The following is a 26,110-nucleotide window of genomic DNA, read 5'->3' on the forward strand; positions in this document are numbered from 1 at the left end:
CATGTAGGCACCAATCTATTTTAATTAAAGAAACTGTGTCAATTCTGAGTTCACAACACGTTGTGCAGTAATAATAACATTTTCAGCTGTTAGTCCATAAACACTATATAGTCCACCAGGTTGATTAGGAACAATTTGAACTTCATATTCAAATGCTTGTCCAAGAGCAGGATGAACTAAACTTAGAGTTGCAAAAGTAGAAGCATTAGAATTCACATTGAAGTTTACCTGTTCAATTAATACTAATGAACCGTCAAGTCTAAAAACTCTAGCTACTCCAGTAAGTGGGCCCGTAGTACGGTTAAGGATCTTCACCCTAACTTTATTTGCATTAGCAGGTTGATTTCCTACGTTTTCAATTGGTCCTGTAGTAAGAGCCATATAACACCACCTCCATTATATTATTATATTCAATGATAAACATTAATGTTATAGTCTAATTACCCAATTTATTTAAAATAAAAAGAAGCTCCAAATTCTATTATATTTAGGTCATAGATATTAAACTTAATAAAATCAAAGGCAGGAACATATTTGATATGTTCCTGCCTTTTTATTGTGGGATACCGATAAATAGCCCTCTAGCTAAGATTTTAAAGTGCTACAAAATCAAAAATTTTATCTCACCAAAGTTTTCTACGAGAATCCAGTGAACAGCTTATTTACATGATTTTTGTTCTCAGAAGTTGATCTTGTAGCGCTCTTTCTCGTAATTCACTATGTTTTCCAAAGAAAATAGTGAAAAACAGGGCGGTGAATACATTTACAAAATGACAAAACTGTAAGAATACACGAATGTTTGTAAGAAAGTTCGATGTTTTCTTTTTCCTTTTTTTATTATAGTGAAAAAGAAGAACAAAATATTCTCTTATGTAGGAAAGGAAGATAATAATGATCGATCTATTAAATAAATGGATGTTAGAAAGTACAGCCAATTTTAATATCGTTGTAGGACTTACAGCACTTCTATTTTTTGGTTCAGTAATTGCACTTATTATTATTTACAAAAAAATTGGTAAACCGGTTGAAAGAACAAATGCTATTTATTTAAAAATTACTTCTCGTATGTTTACTACTCAAATTCTAATGAATGCTATATTTATTTCTTTAGTTGGTAAAGATATTGAGAATTTCCGTCAAATCTTTATATTATTTGAAGCTTTTGTATTCTTTATTGGAGCTATTTATTCGTTTAAATTATATAGACAGGAGTACAAATGATTCACTTATAAGAAACAATAAAAAACAGTAGTGATTTTACATTACTGTTTTTTATTGTTCATTTTTAATTGTAAACTTTTCATTTTTAGTTAACTGTATATTCTATACATATGAGGTTAACATAACCCATCATTAGCGTTAGCGAGGAAAAAGGACAACCCTGCTCTCACAAGTGAACCCTTTTTTAGTTCTATGAATCTATACATATTATATACATTCCTATCCTAACGTGGTTTTAGTGCTCTTGTTTGTTACTGGATTAGCCAAAAAACTGTATAAAATCTTGCATACTATTAGCGTGTTTTTTCAAAAATACTGGCATCCCCCAATTTGTGCTTTCTTATGGATATTTCTTGACTCCTCATTAAAACACTCTCCTGTTCTTTGTCTATCTTTAAGAATAAACCCTGCTTGTTTATTTCAAGTTCTTGCATCGAGGTTTTACCTTCTCCCAAAGCCAAACAAACAATTCAGATTACATGCCTATATCAAACTAAACATTCAATCTTTATCCAGTTTGTAAATAAAATAGGATAATCAGCCCCATAACGGACTAACTATCCTATAAATTATTATCTAAATTCAATAAAGTGAAACTTTAATCAGCCCTCACCAATTGGGCTTTTACGGGCAGTTGATCCCCACCTAATTTCTTTGCTTCCGCTGAAATTTGAGATGAGGGTCTTACTGCCCGGCAAATAGCGGGATAAAACTAGAACTTCTTTTCCTATGTATATTTACTTCGTTACCTCTCCAAACTGCGCTCTCGTCACTTTCGCCAAGTCATCTACTTTAAGCTCAATTTGTATACCAATTTTCCCGCCACTTACTATCATCATTTCAAGTGATTGGGCACTTTCATCAATACATGTAGAAAATAACTTCTTCATTCCGACTGGTGAGCAACCACCACGAATATATCCTGACACTTTCGTAATATCTTTAACAGGAATCATTTCAATTTTCTTTTCACTTACTGCTTTTGCGGCAGCTTTTAAATTTAGTTCCTCATCTACCGGAATAATAAACACATGATAATTTTTACTATTCCCTTGAGCGATTAACGTTTTATATACTTCTCTCACTTCTCTTCCAATTTTCTCGGCTACTGATACGCCATCAATTTTCCCATCGTCTGGATCATATGACATCATCGAATATTCAATTTTTTCTTTATCTAATATTCGCATCGCATTTGTTTTATCTTTTTTCATAGTGATCTCCTTAAAAGGTTATTTCATATTATTAAGTTTTATTATACACCCTTTTCCATTTCTCCTACATAACTTCACGTATATTTCAAAACTAAAAATATTGATAATTCAAAAATCATCTGATATAATTTGGAAAAACTTACGTTAAGGAGAGATTTGCAATGCTAAATTTTAATACTTCTTTCCAACTTCATCATCAAACGTAACGCCGTGTATCCGAAGAAAAATTTTTCTTCGTGGGTACAGGGCTTTTCCTGTTGACCCACGAAGCGTTCATAAAGCTATGTGGGTATTTTTATACCTGCATAGCTTTTTTTAATTTGAAAAAGGAGTGATTATGATGGAAATGAGAAATGTAAAAGGAACGAAAGACTATTTACCAGAGGAGCAAGTGCTGCGAAATAAAATTAAAAGAGCTTGTGAAGATACGTTTGAACGATACGGATGCAAACCTTTAGAAACGCCGACGTTAAATATGTATGAGCTTATGTCTTACAAGTACGGCGGTGGCGATGAAATATTAAAAGAAATATATACACTTCAGGATCAAGGAAAACGTGAGCTCGCCTTACGATACGATTTAACTATTCCATTCGCAAAGGTTGTGGCAATGAATCCGAACCTCCGCCTCCCTTTTAAACGTTATGAGATTGGGAAAGTATTTCGAGATGGGCCAATTAAACAAGGAAGATTTCGTGAATTTATACAATGCGACGTTGATATCGTCGGTGTTGAGTCTGTCATGGCAGAAGCTGAACTTATGGCTATGGCGTTTGAGCTGTTCCGAACGTTAAACTTAGAGATAACGATTCAATATAATAACCGAAAATTGTTAAATGGTATTCTTCAGGCCATTAACATCCCTACTGAGTTAACAAGTGACGTCATTTTATCATTAGATAAAATCGAAAAGATTGGGATTGATGGTGTACGAAAAGACGTATTAGAGCGCGGAATTTCTGAAGAAATGGCTGATACGATATGTAATACCGTATTATCTTGTCTAAAACTTACTATCGCTGACTTTAAAGAAGCTTTCAATAATCCACTCGTTGCCGATGGAGTAAACGAACTACAACAATTACAGCAATATTTAATCGCTCTTGGAATAAATGAAAATACGATATTCAACCCGTTTTTAGCGCGAGGACTCACAATGTATACAGGTACTGTATATGAAATCTTTTTAAAAGATAGATCGATTACATCTAGCATCGGTAGCGGCGGCCGTTACCATAACATTATCGGAGCATTCCGTGGTGATAATATGAACTATCCAACAGTCGGTATTTCATTCGGTTTAGACGTTATTTATACAGCACTATCGCAGAAAGAAACAATCTCATCTACAGCGGATCTATTTATCATCCCACTCGGGACAGAGTTACAATGCTTACAAATTGCCCAGCAATTACGTTCTACCACTTCCTTAAAAGTTGAACTAGAACTAGCAGGACGCAAATTAAAACGTGCCCTTAATTATGCCAATAAAGAGAATATCCCTTATGTGCTTATTATTGGGGAAAACGAACTTAGTACAAACACTGTTGTGTTGCGGAATATGAAGGAAGGTAGTGAGGTGAAGGTTCCGATTTCTTCTTTAAGTAATTATTTATAATACGAACCACCCTCGTTTGGGTGGTATTTCTATTTTATAGATACCTAACAATTAGTTTACATAAAATTATTATAATCTATTAAAAATACAAATAAACAATATCCAATTACCTATTATTTTTGGTAATATATAGATACGAATTGTTTTAGGAGGATTAACTTTAAAAACCTACATTCAAGCACTAAAGTGGACTACAGGGATCTATCATCTTTTATTACTTCCTTGTTATTATGTATTTCCAAGTCTTGTTAACCTATATGGGTTACCTTTACTACTATTGATTGTTTTACATATCAATACTATTTTATTAGCTAAAAAAGAAGGCATGAATACGTACCCTCATTATATCGGTATTATCGTTACTCTAGTTGCCTTCTTTCCTTATATAGACATCTTTCTACATATGATAGCAGCCATTTTCCTTTTATTAGATGCTGCTTCTACGAATGCAAAAGAAGTGTATGATTCATAACAGGATGAAATGAAACTTTAATCAGTAGAGTTTTGAAGTCGGTTAGCAAATTGCAAAACTTACACAATAACTTCATTGCTAACACCCAAAAAGGATTTACTTTTTAAGTAAATCCTTTTTTAAATTCCCCTCCTTACTCCAGAATAATAAAAGAATATTCTGTTTAATTTTTATAAATTTCTAAATATTTATAATACATTCGAATTAACATACATTTTAGTTATGTAAAAAATCTAAGTTTTAAGGAGATGAATCCATGCTTAAAAAGTTGGTAGCAGGTGCATTATTAACTGTTTCGTCGTTAACTGGAGGAATGGGATTAGTATCAGCTAGTACCGAAAAAGATTATACGATTTCCTCTTTCGAATATGTAACTGTAGATGAAAAGACTGTTGATTCGTTTAACAAATTGAGTGCTCCATCAAGGGAAGACGTAAAAATAACGTTAGTTCTACCGAAACAAAATCAAAATGGAGACTGGTTATCTTATGGATTTTCGAGCAAAGAAAGTTTAGAGTCTTTTATTGAAAAAGATAAACAAAGGTTGAATCATTCAATCACTCCCCTTGGTGTTGGAGGAAGCGGACCTGGTAGTACAGACTTCTATAAACTCACAAATCAAGGTAGCGAGTATTTTTCACTAAGTAGCGGTTATAAAAACTTGTCTGCTAGTTGGCAAAATCAAATTGTTTCTGTACGTACAGCAGCTCCTACTGCTAGCTATTCAACAACACTATGGGAACGTACTTCAACTGACGGATATGGAAAAGATGTTGTTTTTAAACATGCTGATTGGTATGGTCAAACTGCAAACTTAAATAACTTTCCAACTTCAGCAGTTGAAGTTAAAAAGTAAAAAATATAGAAATAAAAGGTGTTTTCACGTATGAAAGCACCTTTTATTTCTACAATTATTTCTTCTATAACAATTTCAACTCTTAATTATTATTTTTCGTATTCCTACTCTCCAAAACTTTCTCCATATTATGAGTTGCCCATTCCATCATTAATAGAATCACTGGACGTAGTGATTCACCAAGCTCAGTTAACGAATATTCAACTTTAGGTGGCACTTCACGGTATACTTCACGATGTATAATGCCATCAGCTTCAAGTTCTCTCAGCTGCAGCGTTAACATTCTTTGTGTGATATTTGGTTTTAATCTTTTTAATTCATTAAAGCGCTTTGTACCATCTAATAAATGATACAAAATTACCCCTTTCCATTTCCCTCCAATCACCTCAACCATAGCTTCAACTGGACAAGAATATTTATTTAAAAATGGGTAATTTATATTATTTTCGTTTGGACAATCCATAATAAATCCCTTCCCTTAACATTAGTATCTTTTTTGATACTATACCACATAAATGTGCGTACTTGTATCTATGTTACTTTAAAAATATAATTTACTTACAAAAATAAATTCATGAAAAGAGGAACTTTTATGACAAATACAAACGAAATTACAAAAGAAAAGATTATGGAGGCTTTTCATTTCAGACATGCATGTAAAGAATTCGATCCTATGCACAAAATTTCAGAAGAGGATTTCAAATTCATTTTAGAAACAGGCAGACTATCTCCTTCTTCTTTTGGATATGAGCCTTGGAAATTTATTGTCGTACAAAATAAAGAATTAAGAGAAAAACTACAACCGTATTCATGGGGCGCTGGTGGGCAACTTGCAACAGCTAGTCATTTTGTTATTGTTCTTTCAAGAAACATTAAAGATATGCATTATGATGCAGAGTATATTAAATATATGATGAACGATATTATTGGATTGCCTGAAGACACTCAAAAAATTAGATATGAATTCTTCAAAAAGTTCCAGGAAACAGATTTTAACTTATTACAATCCGATCGTGCTGTATTTGATTGGGCATCTAAACAAACTTATATTGCTTTAGGTAATATGATGACGAGCGCAGCTCAAATCGGTATTGATTCTTGTCCAATAGAAGGATTTGATAAAGAGGAAGTAGATTCTTTACTTCGTCAAGAAGGCATTATACAAGACGATAACTTTGAAGTATCAGTTATGGTTGCCTTTGGTTACCGTAAAGAAGAGCCAAAGCGTGATAAAACAAGACAGACTATGGATACAATTGTTGAATGGATTAAGTAATATAGCACAGACAAATAATCCTCCTAATAGCTGTATACTCATACTAAAGAAGAATCAATTGTTTTCTTACGTATGAATTTGGTTTTTCATGGAAAGATATGTTAGTATGTATACAGTTTGAGTGCTCTATTTTTAGAGTCGAACAGGAGGAGAATGAATATGTCTGATATTGAAGTTGGCGAAGTGTTTACTCTTAGTGATGAGAATAATGAAGAGCAAGAAGTAGAAGTACTTGGAGCGATGGATGTCGAAGGTGCAGAATATATTGCAGTTGCCTTTGTTGAAGATATCCAAACAGAAACTGAGGAAGACATCGATATTTTCTTTTTAAAAGTAGAAGAAGATAATGAGTTTTCATACATTGAAAATGATGAAGAGTTTGATAAAGTATCTGCTGCGTTTGAAAAGATTTTGGATGAGCAAGAGCAAGAATAGTATGAATGAAAAACACGAGGGCGGATGCATATCCGCCCTCGTGTTTTTATTCATCACTCATTCAGTGATTTATGCAGTAACTCCAGTACATCTTTCATCGCAAAAGGTCCATCTTTTTTAACATGTTCCGCAAATTCTGAAACGAGACGTAATGTTCTCACACTTTCGATTGGATGTTCTCCTGATGCACTTTCAGCTGAAAGCATAACTGCATTCGTCCCGTCCAGTACAGCTTGAAACACATCAGTCACCTCTGCCCTTGTTGGAATAGAATGATCTACCATAGATTGAAGCATTTGTGTTGCTGTAATGACATATGTATTCGTTCGATTACATTCCTGAATCATCATTTTCTGTAAAAGCGGAATGCATTGATACGGTAACTCTACTCCTAAATCGCCCCTTGCAATCATAATTCCATCTGCTTCTTTACATATATCTTGAAAATTCTCGATTGCTTCCATCGTTTCTATTTTTGCAATTACATTAGGTGACGTTTCTTTATACTGTTGTATAAAATCTCGTATTTCTTTTATATGACTAGGTTTTCTTACGAAAGAACACGCGATAAAATCAACATTCTCTTCTAAAAGAAACTGAATATCTTTTTTATCTTTCTCTGTAATAGCTGGTAAACGAACAGCCGCATCTGGTAAATTAACTCCTTTATGAGATGAGATATTGCCACCTGTTTTTACCTTCGTTTCTATTTTATCCGTACTTATCTTTTCAACAATTAATTCAACTTCTCCATCATTAATTAAAATTCTACTGCCTACTTTCACATCATTCGCAATTCCTTCATAATCAACACTTGCTTCTGTATTACTCCCTGTAACTGGTTGTGTATGTAAAATAAAAGAATCTCCTGCCTGAAGTGTAATTTGCTCTCCCTTCACTTCACCTAATCTTATTTTAGGACCTTGTACATCACCCAAAAATTTAATAGAGTCATCTAATGATTTCACTAAACGAATGATGTCTTTATGACTTTCATGCGTGCCATGCGATAAATTCAGTCGAACAATTTTCATACCATTCTTTATTAACTGTGCTAACGTTTCTTTATTATTACTTGCGGGTCCAATTGTACAAATTCGATCGATTGTCATTTTTGTCACCATCCTTTTTTTAATAAGTTTCCCATATGAACTTAAAAATAACAGAGATTCTGACATGAATAGATTTAAATTTACACGAATTTCATAAAGTTAAACCTGTATCCCTTGCTGGCTAAGCATTAGAAGATATATTCGCTTTTTTGCAAATGAAGACATGTTGAATCGAAAGTAAAAGAAAAGTTAAGTATGGAATAAACCATTGAGAGTTTCGAAATTTTCATATATTGTATGAATTGAGTTCGAACTCAAAAATTTAAAAAGGTGGGAAAATTAGTGAATATGAAAAAATCTTTATCGGTGACAACTTTAGGGTTAGCGGTTTTAGGTTTTGGTTTTACTAATAACGCAAGTGCTTCAGAGGTCGATACTATAGACAAGCAGCCCGTTTTAGTTGACTTTGATACAATTCAATCAACAAAAACATCTAGTGTTCCTAGTTTGACTATTGCAGCTGCACCTAAGAATGACTCTAACATTAGCGTATATACTCCCTTTTTTGGTAACCCCTATGCAGTTGCTAAATCGAAATCAACTACGACCGAAGACTATGTTTATGCAAAAGCAAGAACTTTCAATGGCGATGGCTCATTAGTGAATACGAAAAGTAATAGTGCAAAAAAATCATCCTTTGTAAGTGCTACAGCGACCAACACAAGCATTTATTATGGAGATGATTACGCTATCGGTAATCATACCTATAAATTAAGTGGTTATAATGATGTGAATCACGAAACAAAAGCTTTCTGGTAAGAAAGAGAAAAAAGATATGCATCTTGCATATCTTTTTTCTATAATATTTTACATATATTGAGGTGCTATTTATGAAACAAATATATATTATTAGCGGTGTTTTACTTATTTCATTACTTACAATTTATATTTTGTTCAATACTTCATTCATACAACCTCATCCACCTTCCATAGAAAATAAACGAGAGCAACAAACCAATACTATTTCTTACGGATTGAAGGATAATCAAGGCCAACATATTAACAATGGTAGTACAATTACTAGTGAGGATAATAAAATTAATGTAACATTATCATTCGTACATACTATTAATGAAAACCGAAAATATGGATTAATTGTTCTAGAAGATTACGAACAAAAACCTTTTAAAATAGAAGATACTACTAATGAAATATCACACTATTTTTTTGATATGAAACCAAACAGTTCAATGACTACGAAAATCTCTTTACACACTTCTCCTGATGCAAGTGAATTAACCTTTTTAATAATTAAAAAACCTGAATACAAATTAAAAGATAATAACTTAAATAAAGCAGCTATTTTAGAAGATATTCTAAGTATGCGGTATTCAATGCATCTTCTTCAGAAAGAAAACGAAAAAATAAAACTCTCCCTTATAGATCCAAATGCTATTTTAAAAGATGGTCTTTACGAACCAGTATTTGTTACGAACCGTGAAGAGAACTTACAAACTGTCTTCTTTGAAAAGGAAGGCAAGCAATTAATTTTATCAAACGGTAATGAAAAAAATGATGAAATGACTTACGCAATCGTGGCTTTTAAAGATTGGAAACAAGTTGAAATATTTAACAATAGAAAAGTCGTTTATACTAAGGTTGCACCTGAAACGAGACAAATCTTTAATTTCACATTGCCTTCAGTAGATCAGGAAAGTAATTTTCAACTCGTCGCTTTTCCATTTCCTTTTAAAGTTAGCGAAGAAGATTATGTTAGTCAACAAGCATTCAGTTCCTTTCGCATCGTAATTGAAAATGTAAATAAATAAGTTATACTATGCACATTACAACAACCTAAAAAAGGCCTACTCACACGAGTAGGCTTTTGAAACTATGAAAGTTTCGTCAATAACTGATTTAAATCTTTTTTCGTTTTCGTCGTTAATGATTTCATTTTATTAATATCGATTTTTTCTTTCTCCGCTCCTACAATTAACGGATACATACTTTGACCGATTGTTTTAGAATCCGTCGGATGTGATGCTTCTAGCTCTTTTTCAATCACATCCCACTTTTCATTAATTTGTTTGCCAAGCTTATTCACTGTTTCCAATTTTGGATTAGCAGCTAACTGCTTGTCCAAGCTATCAATTAATGCTACAACTTCTTTAACATTCGTTTTCACAGCAACACTTTTCTTCGGATCTTTCGTTGTCTTTCCGTTATTGTTTGTGCTTGTGCTTTGATCTGTTGTTTTCCCACTAGTCGTTTGATCATTCGTTTTTCCTGTCGTCTCTTTTTCTTTTGTTTTTACATTCTCGTTTTGAGTTGACGTTTTGCCATTACTTTCTGTTCCTGATGATTCTTTCGTATTTTTTGCATCCTTATCTGTTTTTTCATTTGAAGAAGTATTTGTTTCTTTTTCGGTATCTTTCGTTGTTTTTGACGCTTCATCTGCACTTGTCGTTTTTGCTTCTCCATCATTTTGCGCAGTTACTTGCTCTTTCTTTTCCGTTTCTTTATCTGCTGAAGGACTACAAGCTGCCATAGTAAGCATTGTACCAATTGTTATCGATGCGATAGCGACCTTTTTCATTTTCATATAAATCCCCCTATGTTTTACATAATTTATCCTCCCCTTTACGATTCGATTCCCCCTTAAAAAATCCCTTTTCATACGAATTACCATCTTTCCGACAGTAATCTTCATAATAATACGTACAAAAACTGATAAACTCATTTTAATATTCGAGTTTCTTCTACTTCATTTTTCTACTCGCAAGTAAAAGAAAAAGAGTATATTGTCACATTAAGAATTACTATCTTCATATGACGATATACTCTTCTATCAAATTTTTATCTTTCTTGACATTTTATTTATACAAAAAAATAAAATTTTCTTTCGTTTTTTGTTTCTCAACATTTGTTAACATAATATTTTTATGAATAACCACCATTCGAGTGAATGACTTGCCCAGTAACCCATTTCGCTTCTTCACTTACTAAAAAAGAAATTAAGCGCGCAGCATCCACCGGTTCTCCTACTTTACCTTGCGGGAACTTCCATACTAAATGATGCTTCAGCTCCTCTGTAATCCATCCTGTATTCGTCGGTCCTGGATCTACAGCATTCACTGTAATCCCCTTCTCCATCGCAACTGGTGCTACTGACTTTGTAAATGCTTCAATTGCCCCTTTCGTTGCTGCATATGCTAGTTCATCTGGCATTGGACCTACTGACTGTCCTGAAGTAAGATTAATAATACTCCCGCCCGTTTTAAGTGAATAATGTTTTATAAACAATGAACTTAATAGCATAGTAGCCCGAACATTAACTGTATAATGTTTATCCAACTGCTCTACGTCTAATTCCTCAATCCTCGTATGAGTAGAATATACTGCATTATTAACTAGAATAGATGGATCACCTAACCGTTCTGATACCATATAAAACAAACGATTTGGCGAATAAGACTGCGATAAATTGATTTCTGCCATTTCACATCGAACATCGTAACTTTCAATTTCCTTTTTCAGCAAAAAGGGTTCTTGATCACTCATTCCCCATGGCATCGCTTTATCATACTTTGGCCAGTACGTGAAAAAAATGTCTATCCCTTTTTGAGCAAGCACCTTGCATACAGCTGCACCAATTCCATTCAGACGAGTTGCCCCTGTTACAATTGCTATTTTCTTCACCTTTTTCTCCTCCATCTATACACAGATCCCCTGCATGAATACAGAGGATCTATCTTCTTATTGAATATTTGACAGTATACGTTCAGCACCTAATTTTAACATTTTAATAAAGATATAATTTACAATCGTAAACATTACAAATAAAACGATAAACATAACCCACAGTCCGACATGAAGGAAGAAGTATAATACACTTACTCCCCCCACAATAATTAAAGCTATTAAAATATTAGCTAAAAAATTCCACAAAGTTGTATATCGACTTTTAAATAATTTCTGCTCTGTATCCCAATGAATATCTGCAGTTTGCGCGTCCCAGCGTGTTCCGATTAAATTAATTAATAACAACCCGTTCGCACTTAGTAAAAACCACAGTATCATAAAGACTGGAGAAATCCCAGCTACAACTGCCATCGTAATACCGAATACTGCTAAAATGATCACATTAATTAACCAAGCAGTGATTGCTTTCGCAAAAAAGATATCCGAAGCCTTTACTGGTAAATAACGATTCACAAACCAAGAGCTTCCATCTCGCGAAAATGACGTTGTTGCAATGACGTTACTACCCATTAAAAATAACGATGCACAAAGACCAACACCAATTGCAAATCCTGTTGTCTTTGGATTGTTAATATACTCTGTAATAAACTTTAAGTTTCCATCTTGCACAAATAAAATAAAGAACAACATAATTGGCATAACGAAAGTTTGTACAATGCAATTTAAGAAAAATTGTGGTGTACGGAATAACGTTTTAAATTCTTTTTTCACATACGCTTTTAAATGCGAACTTTGTACTGTTGATTTCTGTAAACCTTCCGCCGAAATAACTTGTTTCTTTGCTGTACTCGTTGAAAGTCCAATAACCCCTTTTAAATATGTACGCTCTGCTATGTAATAAAACAACACAAAGAAGACAAATGAAATAACTGCAAAGATTATTACATATAAAGGTCCCTTCCAATTTGCATTTTCTACTAATGCCACTGCTCCAAAATATGTAGTTGGAAAATAATTTGTCATTTGTACTAAAAGAGAAGATTGATTATTTACAAGGTATTCCGCAGCCCCATCTCCAGAAAACGCACTTTTATTTCTCCACTGCATAAATACGTTAATTCCTACAATAAATAATATACTTACGATTCCAATAAATATATTTCCTCGATCTTTATTTTTCGCTATATTTGTATACCTCATAATAATTGTCATCAGTAACGAAGCTAATACTAACGGCACGATTGGGAAGAGTAAGTAAATAAAAATCATATATATGTAATATGTAATAAATGCGCCACTTTTTAAACCGTACGTAATGAAGATTGGTAATAAAATAAATGAACTCATTACGTATTGTGTAATTAATACCGTTAAAAATTTTGCCGAAATAATTTGCGCTGGTTTTAATGGTAACGGCAGTAACATTTCAATATCATTGCTGTAGTAAAATACAGTTAAAATGTTCGTTATACTCATTAAAAATACCCATATACTCGCAATCGCAAGTCCCATTGCAATAATCATTCCCGGCCCTTGCCCTAATTGTTTCAGACCTTCATACATTCCGTGCGTCATCGAACCAAATATTAAAAATCCAACAAATAAAATAGCTGCAAATGAAAATAAATACGCCCATCGCTTCTTCTTATCTGCTATAAAATCTGCGTAATTTAACTTTAATAGTACCTTCGTTAACGTCCAAATTTTACTCATTGCCCGTCATCTCCAAGAACATTTTTTCAAGTGATTCATTGGATTTAAAATGATCTCTCATTTCATCTAAATTTCCTTTAAACTGCAAATTCCCCTTATTAATAATAGCAACCCGGTCACATATTTTTTCCGCTACTTCTAATACGTGTGTAGAGAAAAATACAATCTTTCCTTTATCCGCATGTTCTCTCATCATTTCTTTTAAAATATATGCAGATTTCGGATCAAGCCCTGTTAACGGTTCATCTAAAATCCATACATCTGGCTCATGCACGAGCACACCAATAATAACGATTTTTTGTCTCATACCGTGCGAATAACTTTGAATTTGATCAGATAATGCATTATAAAGATCAAACTTCTTCGCTAAAGACTCTATTCGTTCTTGTCTTACTTCTTTCGGCACTTCATACATATCAGCCATAAAGTTTAAATATTCAATTCCTTTTAAACGTAAAAACATATCTGGGCTATCCGGCACATAACCAAACGTCTTCTTCGCTTCCATCGGCTCTTCCATAATATTTTTTCCATTAATCGTAATAGTCCCTTTGTCCACCCCGTGAATGCCAGTAATCATCTTAATTGTCGTGGATTTACCCGCACCATTCGGTCCTAAAAATCCAAAGATTTCGCCGCTAGGTACAGATAAACTTAAATCTTTTACTGCATAAGTAGACCCATTATAACTTTTTGACACATTCGTAATTTCAATCATTCCATCCAATCCTTTCCTTAATTACCAAATAACTATATTGATATTATAGCATACTTCTATTTTTAGATTTTTGTATTTTTCAGTTTTTTAACCTTTGAAATAAATATACAGACCTAATCCAACGATCAAAACGACAGCTAGTATAATATAAATCATCGTAAGCCTTCTAATATTCCCCTTTGTCGCTTTACTATAGTTTGCATCACCCTTTCGCCCAATTAACACCGTCGTAATGACAGTAATCACTACAAGTAATACAACGATCATAATCCAATTTAGCATACCTTCCTCCCCCTCCTTACAACCATTTTACAATATTATCCTCTTTGTTTCGCAGCATATTTCCTCTTTTTACTATTATTATGAAGCAAACTGGAAAACTATTATTACCATTCCTATCCAATTGTGATATATTTATAACATAACGTGACTTATTTCTAACAACGTAAGGAGGACCTATCATGAAAACAACTTGGATAAAATATTTAGGATTTCTCGGTTTCTTCGGTTTCCTCGGATTTTTTTATGAAAAAGGATTGTTTACTATGTTCTGTTTCTTCTCCTTTTTCACATCGTATAGAACAGTTCAACACGATGAACTGTTTGAACAAATTGTCAATAAATCGTGTCGCAATGCATTTATCGTTACATTACTAACTACCGCTATCATTATATTTATTGAAATGTTATTTCCAAACCCGGCGCTACAAGAAATTGATATCGCTCTTATTTTCGGCACACTCATTCTTACGTTCGGTTTTTCTATGTTCTTTTATGATAAACCTGTTGATGAAATGGAAGATGCACCATGGCGTTCGTAACGAGGATAAAAGAATACCGCGCCAAATTGAACATGACACAAGAAGATTTAGCAAAGAGCGTTGGTGTGCGACGTGAAACAATTAGTCATCTCGAAAAAGGTAAATACAATCCTTCCTTACAACTTGCTCACGATATAGCGAAGGCACTACATAGTACGATTGATGAGATTTTTATTTTTGAGGATAAATAAAAAATACCGTCATTCTTTCCAAGAAGAATGACGGTATTTCTTATTGATTATCCATATAAAACCGCATGAAATACGCCTAATAGTAAGTATTGATCCTCCATGTAATCTCCATCATATACATTCATCTCAATGTAATACATATCTTCCTCAAGACGAATATTCCAATCTGCAATTACATAGCCTTTTCGTAATAATTTTCCCATTCCAAATGAAGTTTTATGAACAACGTATTCTTCTGCCTTATATGTAAAGGTAAATAAGAAATTTGCATCCAATAACTTTCCGTCACATACAAGTATTTCATGCTCTGCATCATGATTATCTTTGTACATTACTAAAATCCTTCTTTGGCGCTGCCTACTTACATCCTTTGCAATGACGCGAATATTGTCCTTACTATCCTTTATTTCATAAATAATATTACTACCAATTTTCGGAATAAAATCCAGCACTCTCATCAGCGTATTTTTATAATAGCCCCTTACTACACCTACTTGCTCACTTCCATTATAAACCTCTATCGGTGTCGTATCTGCTTTGCTATCACACGGTCGTTTGTAAGAGAGCTGCATCATTCGCTCTCCTCTTAAGTACTGATCAAACGTCACAGGATATTCTATCATGCGCAGTTCTTTATTTAACTCATACAAATAGCGTTGAACACTCTCTATTAATGTTGTAGTAGCTATACGCTCTTGAAGTTCAAATTCTTGCCAGCTGGAAAAAACATTCCATTGATTATGATCCTCTTCGTAGAAGAAACTAAGAATTACCTCTTCACGGTCAGCCATTTCATATTTCATAGGCACGTTCTGCCCATGTTGAACTTGTTCCATCCACTGACCTAAATAAATCCCCAGCTCTGCAACCTTCATACATGATTTTTGAAAAAATACGCTGTCACTCGCGCAAATCGTTACATCTCCTTCGATAAAGCCCTTTGAATAAGCATCATACCGTGGCTCATCCTTCTGCGGGAGATTCTTGTCTAACTCAAATAAAAACGTTAACATCCTTTATTCACCTCTAGTTGTTACACTAATCATACATGACATCGCATCACGCTAGGAAACTATTTATATACGCATATTTAATTCACGCATTATAACACGTGAATGACCTTGTATAGTAGCTCTATTTTTTTGTTCTATAGCTTAGTATATGAATTTATATGAGCGATTTTTCAAATATATCTATCGCAACTTACAATATATCAACGATTTTTCAAATATATCTATCACAACTTACAATATATCTATCACAACTTACAATATATCAACGATTTTTTCAATATATCGATTTTTCGACAAATATCAGCACAATTAAAATGAAGCTACCTTTTCTTCCGCCACTTCTACAATTTCTAAAATTTGTAGCAGACTCTCCACTTCATAAGTCGGGTTAACATCTGTCCCGTTTTCTTTCAAACTCGGATTATACCAACACGTATCAATGCCGTAATCTTCTCCGCCTTTCATATCAGAAGTTAACGAATCTCCAACCATTAGTACGCTTGATTTATCAGTAATCCCAAACTTCTCAAACGCATAATCAAAAATCTCACGTGCTGGTTTTTGATGACCAACTTCTTCAGAAATAATAATGTGATCAAAGAAATTACATAAAGACGAATTTCCGATTCTTGATTGTTGCACCTTCGTATATCCATTCGTAATAATACCTAACTTGCAATCTTGTAGATTTTCACATAATTGTACTGCGCCTTCTATAAGATGTACTTCCTTCCCTAAATTTTCAAGGTATACATCACTAAATTGCTGCGCATCTACGTCTATATTATGCATTGCAAATAATTGTCTAAATCGCTCTACGGCTAATTCACTTAGCGTAATCATTTTATTTTCTAAATCTCTCCATAATCCATTACTAATCTCTTTATAACTTGCAAGATAATCATTATACCCTGTAGACATACCAAACTGTACAAACGCATTATGTAATGCGTGTCTTTCCGTTTCAGGGAAATCTAATAATGTATCATCTACGTCGAATAATATAACTTTGTATTTCATGATGTTCTCCTCAATTCCTATTTTAAAAGCTTCGTTCTCATTGTTTAAAATTTATTTAATTCTTTTAACTAAAGCACACTTTAATTCAATTTTTATATAACTAAAACTACACCTCTGCGTTTAATAACTTATAATCATTATTAAAATAGGCATGTATCATGTGTCCACCAAACAAATCTCCATCATGATATTCACAGTATATATCATTTTCTCTAATTTCAATTTCATAGAGCGTAATTGCTTTTGCAAATTTTTCTTTCGTTATATCATATTCTCCTGCATCTACAGCATCCCAATTTAAATGTTCATCATTCTCATCATACTCAGGCCAAAAATCATTTTTGTAATTTATCAATTTTTCTGCTATGGCTACTTTAGCCTTTTTATCAAATTCTTCTATACATAAAAAAAGCTTCTCTGCCCTTTTAATCATCTCATTAACATCTATATATTCATTTCTAATATCCAATTGCCAATGTATTTCCCCATTTTTTTGCTGATATGCTTTACATGTCTCATTAAAGGTAAACAATCCTATTAATTCACTTTTTATTGATTTCCCCATCTCCTAATTTCCTTTCTATTATGATAACCCTCCATCAAATACATAGACATTTTCTTGCTTTTTCCCTATAGTTCATTATAGAAATCATTATAAATCACACGACTTTACCGTCACTTAACATAATAACACGATAGTAATATAAGTTTATATATTTCATTATGAGGCGCTTAACCTGCTCTTTATTGAATACACCATTATCTTCTATTTTCAACTACGCTATAAGTAAAAGGAGGCTAATTCGCTCAGCCTCCTTCTCATTATTAATCTTCTAGCAATAACTCTTTCATTTCCTCTAACGACTCTTTCGTAAAGCCAAGGGCCCTTTCAGCGTATGCTTCAACTGATCTGTATTGCTTTTGAATTTCACCAATCGCAGCTTGCAAGTATTCAGCACGTGCTTCAAACATCGCACCTAATATCTCTCTACTCTCATCGTTTTGTAGTTTTGCACCTAAAAAGACCATCATTTTCTCGTTTAACTTTTCACGGAAACCGTTACTTAGTAAATAATCTTCCATTACTGTTTTCTCTGGTACACCTAGTAAAAGTAATAATAATGCTGATCCAAATCCAGTACGGTCTTTCCCAGCTGTACAATGGTTTACTAACGGTAAGTTTTCCGGGTTTTGCGCTAAGTTTAAGAAGCTTACGAACGCCTCGTTACCACTTACGAAATCTTGATTCATTTTCACAAGATACTCACCTGGTTTTCCTAACATAGAAAGGTCACCAACTTGGAAAAACTCATTTATATTTAAGTCTTTCGCTAAGTCTTGCATAACTGGTAAGCACACTTGACGAGCACCTGTAATCTCAGGATTTGGCTTATGCTTTACCTCAAAGTCTGTACGATAGTCACAAATTAACTTTAAACCAGACTTTTGTAAATAGTCGATATCCCACTCTGTTAGTCCTGCTAATTCTTCAGAACGGTATAATTTGCCCCATTTCACTTTACGTCCATCTGTCGTTTCATATCCACCCATATCACGGAAGTTAAACGCACCTTGTAATGGCAATCTACGCTCAGCTACTGTCACTGCTTGTCCATTACTTCCTACTAGTCTAAAATATGGACGTTCATTTTCACTCGGGTTTTCAATTGTATATGATAATCCTCCATTTACAGTTGCAAGTAGTTCTCCATTTTCTTCAATATGATCTGGTGAAGTACTCCAATAAATACGAACTTCTTCTATATTATTTTCCCACTTTATTTGTAACGTATTATCTTCAATTCTTTCTACAGTTGCTTGTAGCCAATTTCTTTGCTGCTCCATTCTTTCACCAACGCTTTCTCTTATAATCGAATCTCACTCTATTGTATTATACAAATATCTACTTTGTCGTTCTCATTTTTCTTTTTATCTTACAAACAGGCAAAAAGTTCTTTTACTTGTTCAAAATTTGTACATGGATTACCGCGAAATACGTATGCGATTTGTTCATTACCTAAATCTTCGTATACAACTGTTCCGCGATTAGGGTGCGAATAAAACTCTAACCCGTTTATAATTTGTTTTGGGCCATAGTTCATTGTCCATGAAGAAATAGGATAATACGCTTTGTTTTTATGTCTACAAACCCAAAGTGCATATAGTTTATTAACTTCGTCCCAGTATACATACTGCGTTTCGTCATTTCCGAAACCGACCGATTCAAGTTTCCAATTTAGTTTTTCATGAATTAACAAATTTACATAGGATACGTCATCTGGAGCATTCCACTCTCTACATCTTCCTATCTCACCCATTTCACTTCTCTTCGCTTGAAAGCTTAATAAGTGAAATGATGTATGTAATATCGTTTTCCCAAGCTCCATATTTACTGGTTGTAATTCAAATAGAAATCGTTCCATTTCGTCTTGGTTTACATATCCATGATCAACAGAAATTTCAACTTGTGTTTTCCATATAGATGTAACGTAACTTTCTTTTCCTTTATAATTTACACCTTTCCAATACACAAGCCCTTTATATTGAAAACAATCTCCTTTTGCTTGAGAAATACAGCTATCCGGAAATACTGGTTCCATTATATCGAGAAAAAATTCCTTTACTCGAAACATCCCAGTTGGAGTAACAACCTGAAACCAAAAAGTTCCCCACTTTTCACCTTCATAACGTTCTGAAACTTTTTCAACATTCCAGCCTTCTAACAATACATTTGGATACAATAACACGAATGAATGCATGGATTGCTTTAACATATATAGTCCCCTCCCGCTATACGAGTTCGAGAGTATACATCATTCATCCTCCTAAAACTTTCTCACATATCTCTCAGTTGAACTAAGCAGCTGACATCCGTTCTTTTCAAAAACATCCTTCATCCACTCATTTTGCATATTTGTCTCACCAATATAATAAGATGCACCTATTTCCTTTAAGACAAACATCGCACCTGCAAATAACGCAGCTTCATATCCCTTATTACGCATATTTGGAGTAACTGCGAAGTACATAAGTTTCCCTTCTTCTAACGCACCTCTTTCAATATGTGGAATTACAATTCCTATCGGCTCTTCACCTACACTCGCTATTAAACAATGTTCTTTCCACTGCTCACCAATTTCTTCTAGCATCATATGCACAAATTGATCATGAGCGACTGGTTCTCCCGTTGCTTCATTCCACAGTGAATAAAAAGCCTCTTCTCCAACTTCTTCAATAAGCTTAAAATCAATTTCACTTTCTACATCTTCTACTTCGTATATATCTTTAAATACAATCATGTTTTCCGTAACATATTCAAATGAATACGTTTCAAAACATTTTTTATACACATCATAATTTGGACTTTTTGAAGAGATTTCAAAATGTAGTTTTTCTAATCCATCTTTTTCAGCTTCAGCAACGTAATATTGCACCATCTCTTCTAATTGCTCTTCTGTAAAAACCGCTGCATTATTTTCTTTTATCATAATAGAAGAAGCACTTCTTCTTATTTTAAAATGTTTTTCTAACTGTTCTATCGTCGTCATATTCTTCCCTCATCTATATCATACTCGAATTTCTAATCGTTCTCCTTGCATGAGCAGGATTGTCCTTGAATATATAGAATACTAGAAAAGATCGCATCTTTAAAGTGCGGAGGAGGTTCTCCATTGGATATTACAGCATTGCAACAACAGTTAGAGCTTATACAACAAAATGACTACACGCAACTGCAACATATAGACGTAAATGAGTTAACTTTGAACATGCTTCAGTATATCGGAACGACTGATAGCTACGTTCGTTACCAACTTATATATAAATGTTTTGCGCATTTCATTCATCATGAATTCCTTATGGACGATCAGCTGAAATTACTTCTGCAAACTTGTTTAAGTGATGAGTATTTATATTGTGACATTTACTCCCCACATACAGATGGGGTTTTCACACGTTCTTACACTGTTTCGTTAATTGCGTTAATACTCCAATTCGCTAATTCGCACTACTTTTGTACAGAGGAGGATATCGAAGAAATAAAAAATAAACTCATTACATACACAAACTTAGAAACGGATTTTCGGGGCTATATTGAAAATAAAGGATGGGCTCATTGTCTTGCTCATGTATCTGATGCCTTTACTGAAATTGTTCATAATACGTATACAACTTTTGAATGGTACGAAGAATTAATTCATTGTTTATTAAATAAAATCTTTATTCCATCTGACCTTTTTCATAATAACGAAGATGAACGCATTGTTACTCCATTACTAGCAATGCTGTATCATGATTTTCCTCAGAACGATTTAATTTCTATTATTCATAAAAAAATAAAAAGGCTTCCTCAAATTAGAAAACGCCTTTCGCTTAATGAGTATTGTATTTTATGTGCCAATATTAAAACCTTTTTACGCACATTATTTTTCAGAACGAAAGATGACCATAACTTAGCCTTTACAGCACGTAAAACAGAAAGAATGTTAAAAGAACTTCCTAACTATTATTAAATACAAGGAGCAATGACATGGGTTATATTGAAGATATGAGAAATCTAGTAGGAAATCATCCACTTATTCTAATAGGATCACACGCCATTATATTAAATGAAAAAGATGAAGCATTGCTGCAGCTCCGTACAGATTTTAACCGCTGGGGCATTATTGGCGGTGCCTTAGAATATAACGAAACGTTAGAAGATGCTTTAAAACGAGAAGTGTTTGAAGAAACTGGACTTATTATTAAAAATCCAGAACTATTCCGTACATACTCAGGACCAGATTTCTTTCAAATCTATCCAAATGGCGATCAAGTACACGGTGTACTCGTTGTTTATATTTGCCGAGAATTTTATGGGGAGCTTGTATGTGATAAAACTGAGTCAAAAGAATTACGTTTCTTTCCGCTTGATGAGTTACCTAGTACTCTTCATCCAGTCATTGAGAAGATTCTTCGCGATTTTCATCACTCCAATAAAAAATAGAAATCAAACAACCTCATTTCCCGTCATTACAACGTGAAATGAGGTTGTTATCGTTCACCGTAAATCCCTATTTTCCCAAAATGATATTAACGCTCTCTTTTTACAACTTTATATCCCTTTATAAAAAGGATAGTTATATAAGAAACAATAAATGAAAGAATAGTATACATGCCCACCCAAAAGAAAAATGCTGGATCGTGCACTGTAACATTTAACATAAGAAAAATAAGAAATGTTACTATTGGCATCACATAAAATGTACCTACTTTATATGCTCCAGCTATTGAAACAATACAAACAAGCAATGGATATATACAGAAAATAAAAATGATTTCACTCAACATTATGTCCCCTTTCTGCAGAAATAATAGGTTTCTCGTACACATTTTGGGGAACAACAAAATTTTATTTTTTATCAATTATTAGTAAATATAATGTTAGATTGTTATCTCAATCTGATTTCCTTCAGGATCACTTACTACACTTTCATAATAACCATCCCCTGTAGTACGCGGCCCGTTTAACACTGAGTATCCTGCTTCTCTTAATGTATTAGTTAATTCGTTCACTTTTTCTTTACTATCTACTGAAAAAGCAATATGCGCATATCCTATTGTTTGTGTTTGTACTTTCTCGTCTATCCCTACCTGCTTCATAAGTTCTAGACGCGCACCGCCTTCAAAAGTTATGAAATAAGATTCAAACTGCTTTTTCGGATTGTGATATAAGCTATTTTCCTCACCACCGAAGTACTGTTTATAAAAATCACGCATTCTTTCTAAATCATTCACCCAAATTGCTACATGTTCAATTTTCATAATCGACACCTTTTCTTTTATGTTATTCAACTGGCAATTGGATGCTTCATTGCCAGTACATTTAATTTTCTTTATTTGTTCTCGTAATCATAAGATCAAGTCCAAGGCTTTTTAACCCATATAAATAATCTTCTTTCCAGTTGCTCACTGTTATTTTCGGAATATGTTCTGCCGGAATGTACTGCGGACAACTTTTTACAATCTGATCTATTACAATTTGGTTCACTTCATCATCACAGAAGATGAATCCATGAGGGTTAATAATAGCTATACATGTAGCTATTAAACGAGTAATAGCATCTATATTATATTCCTCTGGATTATTCGAATCTTCACTTCTCAAAGCTTGCAAGAAATTTTTATTATCGTACTGCGGGACGAAAGATATCTCTCCTGAGAAAAATGTGCTTCCGCGTACGACATCTCCATTTACCATAATCCCCGCACCTGGGCCATTTTGACCTGAATACAAATATACAAGAGAGGAATTTTCATTGTTTCCAGTATTTTTATGATAGCCGAGTACTGCAGCATTCATATCGTTTTCTATTACTACTGGTATAGAAAACAGTTCCTCCAAGTGACTTTTCAAATTAAAATTTTGGAACTTTTCATATCCAGGAATATAGAAAATACGCCCATTATCGACAGCACCAGGAACACCAATTGAGATTGAACTTATCTTTGGAAACGTAGCTATAAGACTTTCTATATGTTCTGTCAATACACTTAGACCCGTATCGATTAATGCACTTGAAGTACTACCTTGTTCTTTTACTTCCCCTAAACAGTTAAAAATTGTATAGTTCGTCTCATTTTTTTCTAAAAATATCGCTAAACCTAACATATATTCTGGATTATATTCATATCGTTTTGCTCTTCTTCCACCACTTGAATCATCTAAACCGGCTAAAGTGACTTCACCGTCTTGTTTCATTTTTTCTATAAATTTACTTATCGTTGGAAAACTGATTTCTAATGTATTACTAAGTTCAACTTTCGTTGCACTACCTCGCTCTAGAAGAGCTGTACGAATGCCGCGAAGGATCGTCTCTTTAATCGATTTTTGAGTAACAAATTGTTCACTCAAATCGCTCACCACCTTAATCAACATACTTATTAAACACTTTTAATAAGTTGCGTTGACAATATATCATACATCATTTTCTAAAGCAATAGAGATGATATATTTCTACTAGCGGCACTCCGTATTTAAATCGATGCATTCTCTCTCATAACAGACGATACAATTCCAGACAAGATAACAAATAATAAAACAGCTAGCAAAGCATTACGTATTCCGAATGCTTCTCCAAGTATTCCTAAAAATGGTGGTCCGACTAAAAACGCTGTAAAACCGATGATAGAAACTGCAGCAACATTAGAAGTCGCATTTTCACTGTCATCTCCAGCAGCAGAAAGCCCAATCGGGAAACCTAACGCGGCACCAATCCCCCACAGTACTACACCAAGTGCTAGAAAATATGAGTTACTCCCAAATATGACGATTGTCATTCCTATAATCGCCATCATAATAGTAGCACGCATAACCGCGACACGACCGAATCGATCAAGAAAATAACTACTGCACATTCGAGCTAATGTCATTGCCAATACAAAAATAGTGTACATAATAGAACCTGTTACTACACTTTGCTCATGTCCATCTACCATCACAATAGGTAACCAATCATTTGCACTTCCTTCTGCAAATGCCATTCCAAGCACAAAAAGACCAAGTAAAAGCACCTTTTTTTCCATCCGTAAAGAAGTATGTTTCGCTCGCTTTTTGTTTCGCGATTTCTCCTTCTTTCCTGTCCCATGCGGAAGAAAACGATACAACATACATACAAGTAATACAAACATGACCGAAATCGCAAGAAATTGATACAGAATTGGGATGTGAAGCGAGATGGCGGCAGAACCACTGAGCGCGCCTACTAAAGTTCCTATACTAAAAAAGCCATGGAATTTCGGAAGAAGAGTTGTTCCTAATTTCTGCTCAATGGCAGAACCTTCTACATTCAATGCGACTTCTGCTAATCCATATCCTACTCCAAATACTAGTAAGCTACCAAAAGCCCCCATACTAGAAACAAAATAAATAGTAATACCTAAACAAAGCAATCCAACAATCATAAAAAACATACTGCCTATAATAACGTCTCTAGCTCCCTTACCGTCAATAAAATGACTTGCACTTAGTAAACCAATTATTGAACCGACAGATAATCCGAACAAAATCCAGCCCATTTCTGCATTTGACACTGCTAAAATATCTCGAGTAGCTGCTGTTCTAGAAATCCATGTAGCAAATGCCACACCTGGCAAAGCAAATAAGAGGAATAGAGCATTTCGAGAGGCAAGTAGCGTCTTTGTATCATTTTCCGCAAAATCTTTCTTCATATGAAACACCTTTTACTCTTCTATCGTTTTAATAACTTTAGCTGGGTTACCACCAACAACTACATTATTAGGTACATCTTTTGTCACAACTGCCCCTGAAGCAATTACAACATTATCTCCAATTGAAATACCAGGGTTAATAATAGCGCCTCCGCCAACCCAAACATTGTTACCTATCTTTACCGGTTTTCCATATTCTTTGCCAGAGTTTCGTTCCACCGGATGTAATGGATGAGTAGCAGTATAAATGTGAACACCAGGTGCAAACATACAATTATCACCGATTCGAACTTCACAAACGTCCAAAATCACACAATTGAAATTTGCGAAAAAGCTCTTTCCGACATGAATATTGTAGCCGTAATCACAACGAAAATCAGGATTAATTTGTGCTTTCCCATCAGTTGAAGAACCTAAAAGCTGATTTAATAACGTAAAACGCCTCTCATCTCCTGTCTCCATCGCCTCGTTATAAAGGCGTGTTAAACGTTTTGCCTCCACCCTATCAGCCACCAATTCTTCGTCATCCGCAATATACATTTCTCCTGCCACCATCTTTTCTTTCTCCGTTTTCATACAT

The 26,110-nt window shown here is 33.9% G+C and carries 33 protein-coding genes and 1 pseudogene; 12 read left to right on the forward strand and 22 right to left on the reverse strand.

The genetic code is table 11. The features are described from left to right. Window positions 1-24: 24 nt before the first annotated feature. Together ACUN13_RS18705 and ACUN13_RS18710 are read right to left on the reverse strand one after the other, a co-directional pair. Window positions 25-381, reverse strand: a complete 357-nt coding sequence (locus tag ACUN13_RS18705) for an ATPase (RefSeq protein WP_257115558.1) — start codon at window positions 379-381, stop codon at window positions 25-27. A 284-nt stretch (window positions 382-665) separates the two neighbouring features. Further along, window positions 666-752, reverse strand: a pseudogene (locus ACUN13_RS18710) (transposase); the annotation flags it as partial. 139 nt (window positions 753-891) lie between these two features. Here ACUN13_RS18710 and ACUN13_RS18715 point away from each other — a divergent pair. Continuing rightward, window positions 892-1,221 (forward strand): hypothetical protein, encoded by a 330-nt coding sequence (locus ACUN13_RS18715; protein ID WP_000566268.1) that lies wholly within the window; start codon window positions 892-894, stop codon window positions 1,219-1,221. A gap of 293 nt (window positions 1,222-1,514) precedes the next feature. Here ACUN13_RS18715 and ACUN13_RS18720 read toward each other — a convergent pair whose 3' ends face one another. Together ACUN13_RS18720 and ybaK are read right to left on the reverse strand one after the other, a co-directional pair. Continuing rightward, on the reverse strand, window positions 1,515-1,655 hold the full coding sequence (locus ACUN13_RS18720; protein ID WP_001156924.1) for a hypothetical protein: 141 nt from the start codon (window positions 1,653-1,655) through the stop codon (window positions 1,515-1,517). Between the two features lie 303 nt (window positions 1,656-1,958). Continuing rightward, window positions 1,959-2,435 (reverse strand): Cys-tRNA(Pro) deacylase, encoded by a 477-nt coding sequence (gene ybaK, locus ACUN13_RS18725; protein ID WP_257115559.1) that lies wholly within the window; start codon window positions 2,433-2,435, stop codon window positions 1,959-1,961. A gap of 337 nt (window positions 2,436-2,772) precedes the next feature. On the opposite strand from ybaK, the gene ACUN13_RS18730 reads away from it, so the two are divergent. From ACUN13_RS18730 to ACUN13_RS18740, 3 genes are all read left to right on the forward strand, one after another. After that, entirely contained in the window at window positions 2,773-4,053 is a 1,281-nt protein-coding gene (locus tag ACUN13_RS18730; protein ID WP_345893688.1) for a histidine--tRNA ligase, read from the forward strand. 139 nt (window positions 4,054-4,192) lie between these two features. Then, window positions 4,193-4,525 carry a hypothetical protein gene (locus ACUN13_RS18735; protein WP_257116096.1) on the forward strand — a complete coding sequence of 111 codons (333 nt, stop codon included), beginning with the start codon at window positions 4,193-4,195 and terminating at the stop codon, window positions 4,523-4,525. A 256-nt stretch (window positions 4,526-4,781) separates the two neighbouring features. After that, window positions 4,782-5,381, forward strand: coding sequence for a hypothetical protein (locus ACUN13_RS18740; RefSeq protein WP_445423895.1), 600 nt, complete (start codon window positions 4,782-4,784; stop codon window positions 5,379-5,381). Between the two features lie 82 nt (window positions 5,382-5,463). On the opposite strand, the gene ACUN13_RS18745 is transcribed toward ACUN13_RS18740, so the two are convergent. Beyond that, on the reverse strand, window positions 5,464-5,844 hold the full coding sequence (locus ACUN13_RS18745) for a winged helix-turn-helix transcriptional regulator (RefSeq protein WP_000340580.1): 381 nt from the start codon (window positions 5,842-5,844) through the stop codon (window positions 5,464-5,466). A 129-nt stretch (window positions 5,845-5,973) separates the two neighbouring features. Here ACUN13_RS18745 and ACUN13_RS18750 point away from each other — a divergent pair, with 129 nt between their 5' ends. After that, window positions 5,974-6,657 (forward strand): NAD(P)H-dependent oxidoreductase, encoded by a 684-nt coding sequence (locus ACUN13_RS18750; protein WP_000185713.1) that lies wholly within the window; start codon window positions 5,974-5,976, stop codon window positions 6,655-6,657. 153 nt (window positions 6,658-6,810) lie between these two features. Then, window positions 6,811-7,092, forward strand: a complete 282-nt coding sequence (locus tag ACUN13_RS18755) for a DUF1292 domain-containing protein (RefSeq protein WP_002005464.1) — start codon at window positions 6,811-6,813, stop codon at window positions 7,090-7,092. Window positions 7,093-7,145: 53 nt separating this feature from the next. On the opposite strand, the gene ACUN13_RS18760 is transcribed toward ACUN13_RS18755, so the two are convergent. After that, entirely contained in the window at window positions 7,146-8,204 is a 1,059-nt protein-coding gene (locus ACUN13_RS18760) for a pyruvate kinase (protein WP_000151078.1), read from the reverse strand. Window positions 8,205-8,486: 282 nt separating this feature from the next. Here ACUN13_RS18760 and ACUN13_RS18765 point away from each other — a divergent pair, with 282 nt between their 5' ends. Both ACUN13_RS18765 and ACUN13_RS18770 read left to right on the forward strand, forming a co-directional pair. Continuing rightward, the gene (locus ACUN13_RS18765) at window positions 8,487-8,963 is read left to right on the forward strand and encodes a XoxI protein (protein WP_257115561.1); all 477 of its coding nucleotides are present in this window, start codon (window positions 8,487-8,489) and stop codon (window positions 8,961-8,963) included. A gap of 71 nt (window positions 8,964-9,034) precedes the next feature. Next, window positions 9,035-9,973: a hypothetical protein gene (locus ACUN13_RS18770; protein WP_257115562.1), complete on the forward strand. Its 939-nt coding sequence runs from the start codon at window positions 9,035-9,037 to the stop codon at window positions 9,971-9,973. Window positions 9,974-10,035: 62 nt separating this feature from the next. Here the strand turns inward: ACUN13_RS18770 and ACUN13_RS18775 are convergent, their stop codons facing one another. The 5 genes from ACUN13_RS18775 to ACUN13_RS18795 form a co-directional block, all read right to left on the reverse strand. After that, the gene (locus ACUN13_RS18775) at window positions 10,036-10,746 is read right to left on the reverse strand and encodes a hypothetical protein (protein WP_000782542.1); all 711 of its coding nucleotides are present in this window, start codon (window positions 10,744-10,746) and stop codon (window positions 10,036-10,038) included. Between the two features lie 338 nt (window positions 10,747-11,084). Then, on the reverse strand, window positions 11,085-11,843 hold the full coding sequence (locus tag ACUN13_RS18780) for an SDR family oxidoreductase (RefSeq protein ID WP_000716965.1): 759 nt from the start codon (window positions 11,841-11,843) through the stop codon (window positions 11,085-11,087). Window positions 11,844-11,900: 57 nt separating this feature from the next. Further along, window positions 11,901-13,559: a putative ABC transporter permease subunit gene (locus ACUN13_RS18785; protein WP_000036853.1), complete on the reverse strand. Its 1,659-nt coding sequence runs from the start codon at window positions 13,557-13,559 to the stop codon at window positions 11,901-11,903. Continuing rightward, on the reverse strand, window positions 13,552-14,277 hold the full coding sequence (locus ACUN13_RS18790; protein ID WP_000570204.1) for an ABC transporter ATP-binding protein: 726 nt from the start codon (window positions 14,275-14,277) through the stop codon (window positions 13,552-13,554). Before ACUN13_RS18790 ends, ACUN13_RS18785 begins: the two co-directional genes overlap by 8 nt. 87 nt (window positions 14,278-14,364) lie before the next feature. Further along, window positions 14,365-14,559, reverse strand: a complete 195-nt coding sequence (locus tag ACUN13_RS18795) for a hypothetical protein (RefSeq protein WP_257115563.1) — start codon at window positions 14,557-14,559, stop codon at window positions 14,365-14,367. A gap of 179 nt (window positions 14,560-14,738) precedes the next feature. Between ACUN13_RS18795 and ACUN13_RS18800 the strand changes: the two genes are divergently transcribed. Together ACUN13_RS18800 and ACUN13_RS18805 are read left to right on the forward strand one after the other, a co-directional pair. After that, on the forward strand, window positions 14,739-15,098 hold the full coding sequence (locus ACUN13_RS18800) for a DUF3796 domain-containing protein (RefSeq protein WP_000859208.1): 360 nt from the start codon (window positions 14,739-14,741) through the stop codon (window positions 15,096-15,098). Continuing rightward, on the forward strand, window positions 15,086-15,289 hold the full coding sequence (locus ACUN13_RS18805) for a helix-turn-helix transcriptional regulator (RefSeq protein WP_016122876.1): 204 nt from the start codon (window positions 15,086-15,088) through the stop codon (window positions 15,287-15,289). The genes ACUN13_RS18800 and ACUN13_RS18805 overlap by 13 nt, the downstream gene beginning before the upstream one ends. A 47-nt stretch (window positions 15,290-15,336) precedes the next feature. Here ACUN13_RS18805 and ACUN13_RS18810 read toward each other — a convergent pair whose 3' ends face one another. The 6 genes from ACUN13_RS18810 to ACUN13_RS18835 form a co-directional block, all read right to left on the reverse strand. Then, window positions 15,337-16,302, reverse strand: coding sequence for a tubby C-terminal domain-like protein (locus ACUN13_RS18810; protein WP_257115564.1), 966 nt, complete (start codon window positions 16,300-16,302; stop codon window positions 15,337-15,339). Between the two features lie 309 nt (window positions 16,303-16,611). Beyond that, on the reverse strand, window positions 16,612-17,322 hold the full coding sequence (locus ACUN13_RS18815; protein WP_409532217.1) for a YjjG family noncanonical pyrimidine nucleotidase: 711 nt from the start codon (window positions 17,320-17,322) through the stop codon (window positions 16,612-16,614). Between the two features lie 106 nt (window positions 17,323-17,428). Next, on the reverse strand, window positions 17,429-17,887 hold the full coding sequence (locus tag ACUN13_RS18820) for a DUF2262 domain-containing protein (protein ID WP_257115566.1): 459 nt from the start codon (window positions 17,885-17,887) through the stop codon (window positions 17,429-17,431). A gap of 260 nt (window positions 17,888-18,147) precedes the next feature. Beyond that, window positions 18,148-19,167, reverse strand: coding sequence for a tyrosine-protein phosphatase (locus tag ACUN13_RS18825; protein ID WP_445423896.1), 1,020 nt, complete (start codon window positions 19,165-19,167; stop codon window positions 18,148-18,150). A gap of 89 nt (window positions 19,168-19,256) precedes the next feature. Next, entirely contained in the window at window positions 19,257-20,096 is an 840-nt protein-coding gene (locus ACUN13_RS18830) for a hypothetical protein (RefSeq protein WP_002198007.1), read from the reverse strand. 51 nt (window positions 20,097-20,147) lie between these two features. Next, entirely contained in the window at window positions 20,148-20,870 is a 723-nt protein-coding gene (locus ACUN13_RS18835; RefSeq protein ID WP_000207392.1) for a GNAT family N-acetyltransferase, read from the reverse strand. A 123-nt stretch (window positions 20,871-20,993) separates the two neighbouring features. On the opposite strand from ACUN13_RS18835, the gene ACUN13_RS18840 reads away from it, so the two are divergent. After that, window positions 20,994-21,833, forward strand: coding sequence for a DUF2785 domain-containing protein (locus tag ACUN13_RS18840; RefSeq protein WP_000355451.1), 840 nt, complete (start codon window positions 20,994-20,996; stop codon window positions 21,831-21,833). A 17-nt stretch (window positions 21,834-21,850) separates the two neighbouring features. Next, window positions 21,851-22,306 (forward strand): NUDIX hydrolase, encoded by a 456-nt coding sequence (locus ACUN13_RS18845; protein WP_000540451.1) that lies wholly within the window; start codon window positions 21,851-21,853, stop codon window positions 22,304-22,306. 86 nt (window positions 22,307-22,392) lie between these two features. Here ACUN13_RS18845 and ACUN13_RS18850 read toward each other — a convergent pair whose 3' ends face one another. The 5 genes from ACUN13_RS18850 to ACUN13_RS18870 all read right to left on the reverse strand — a co-directional run bounded on the left by ACUN13_RS18850 (window position 22,393) and on the right by ACUN13_RS18870 (window position 26,106). Next, entirely contained in the window at window positions 22,393-22,647 is a 255-nt protein-coding gene (locus ACUN13_RS18850) for a YbeF family protein (protein ID WP_001289515.1), read from the reverse strand. 96 nt (window positions 22,648-22,743) lie between these two features. Then, window positions 22,744-23,124: a VOC family protein gene (locus ACUN13_RS18855; RefSeq protein WP_000687573.1), complete on the reverse strand. Its 381-nt coding sequence runs from the start codon at window positions 23,122-23,124 to the stop codon at window positions 22,744-22,746. A gap of 61 nt (window positions 23,125-23,185) precedes the next feature. Further along, window positions 23,186-24,214, reverse strand: coding sequence for an ROK family transcriptional regulator (locus ACUN13_RS18860; RefSeq protein WP_000003038.1), 1,029 nt, complete (start codon window positions 24,212-24,214; stop codon window positions 23,186-23,188). A 122-nt stretch (window positions 24,215-24,336) separates the two neighbouring features. Continuing rightward, window positions 24,337-25,530 (reverse strand): MFS transporter, encoded by a 1,194-nt coding sequence (locus ACUN13_RS18865; RefSeq protein ID WP_226603814.1) that lies wholly within the window; start codon window positions 25,528-25,530, stop codon window positions 24,337-24,339. 12 nt (window positions 25,531-25,542) lie between these two features. Then, the gene (locus ACUN13_RS18870; RefSeq protein ID WP_000845631.1) at window positions 25,543-26,106 is read right to left on the reverse strand and encodes a maltose O-acetyltransferase; all 564 of its coding nucleotides are present in this window, start codon (window positions 26,104-26,106) and stop codon (window positions 25,543-25,545) included. Window positions 26,107-26,110 lie beyond the last annotated feature (4 nt).

The organism is Bacillus cereus group sp. Bce041 (assembly GCF_052646455.1).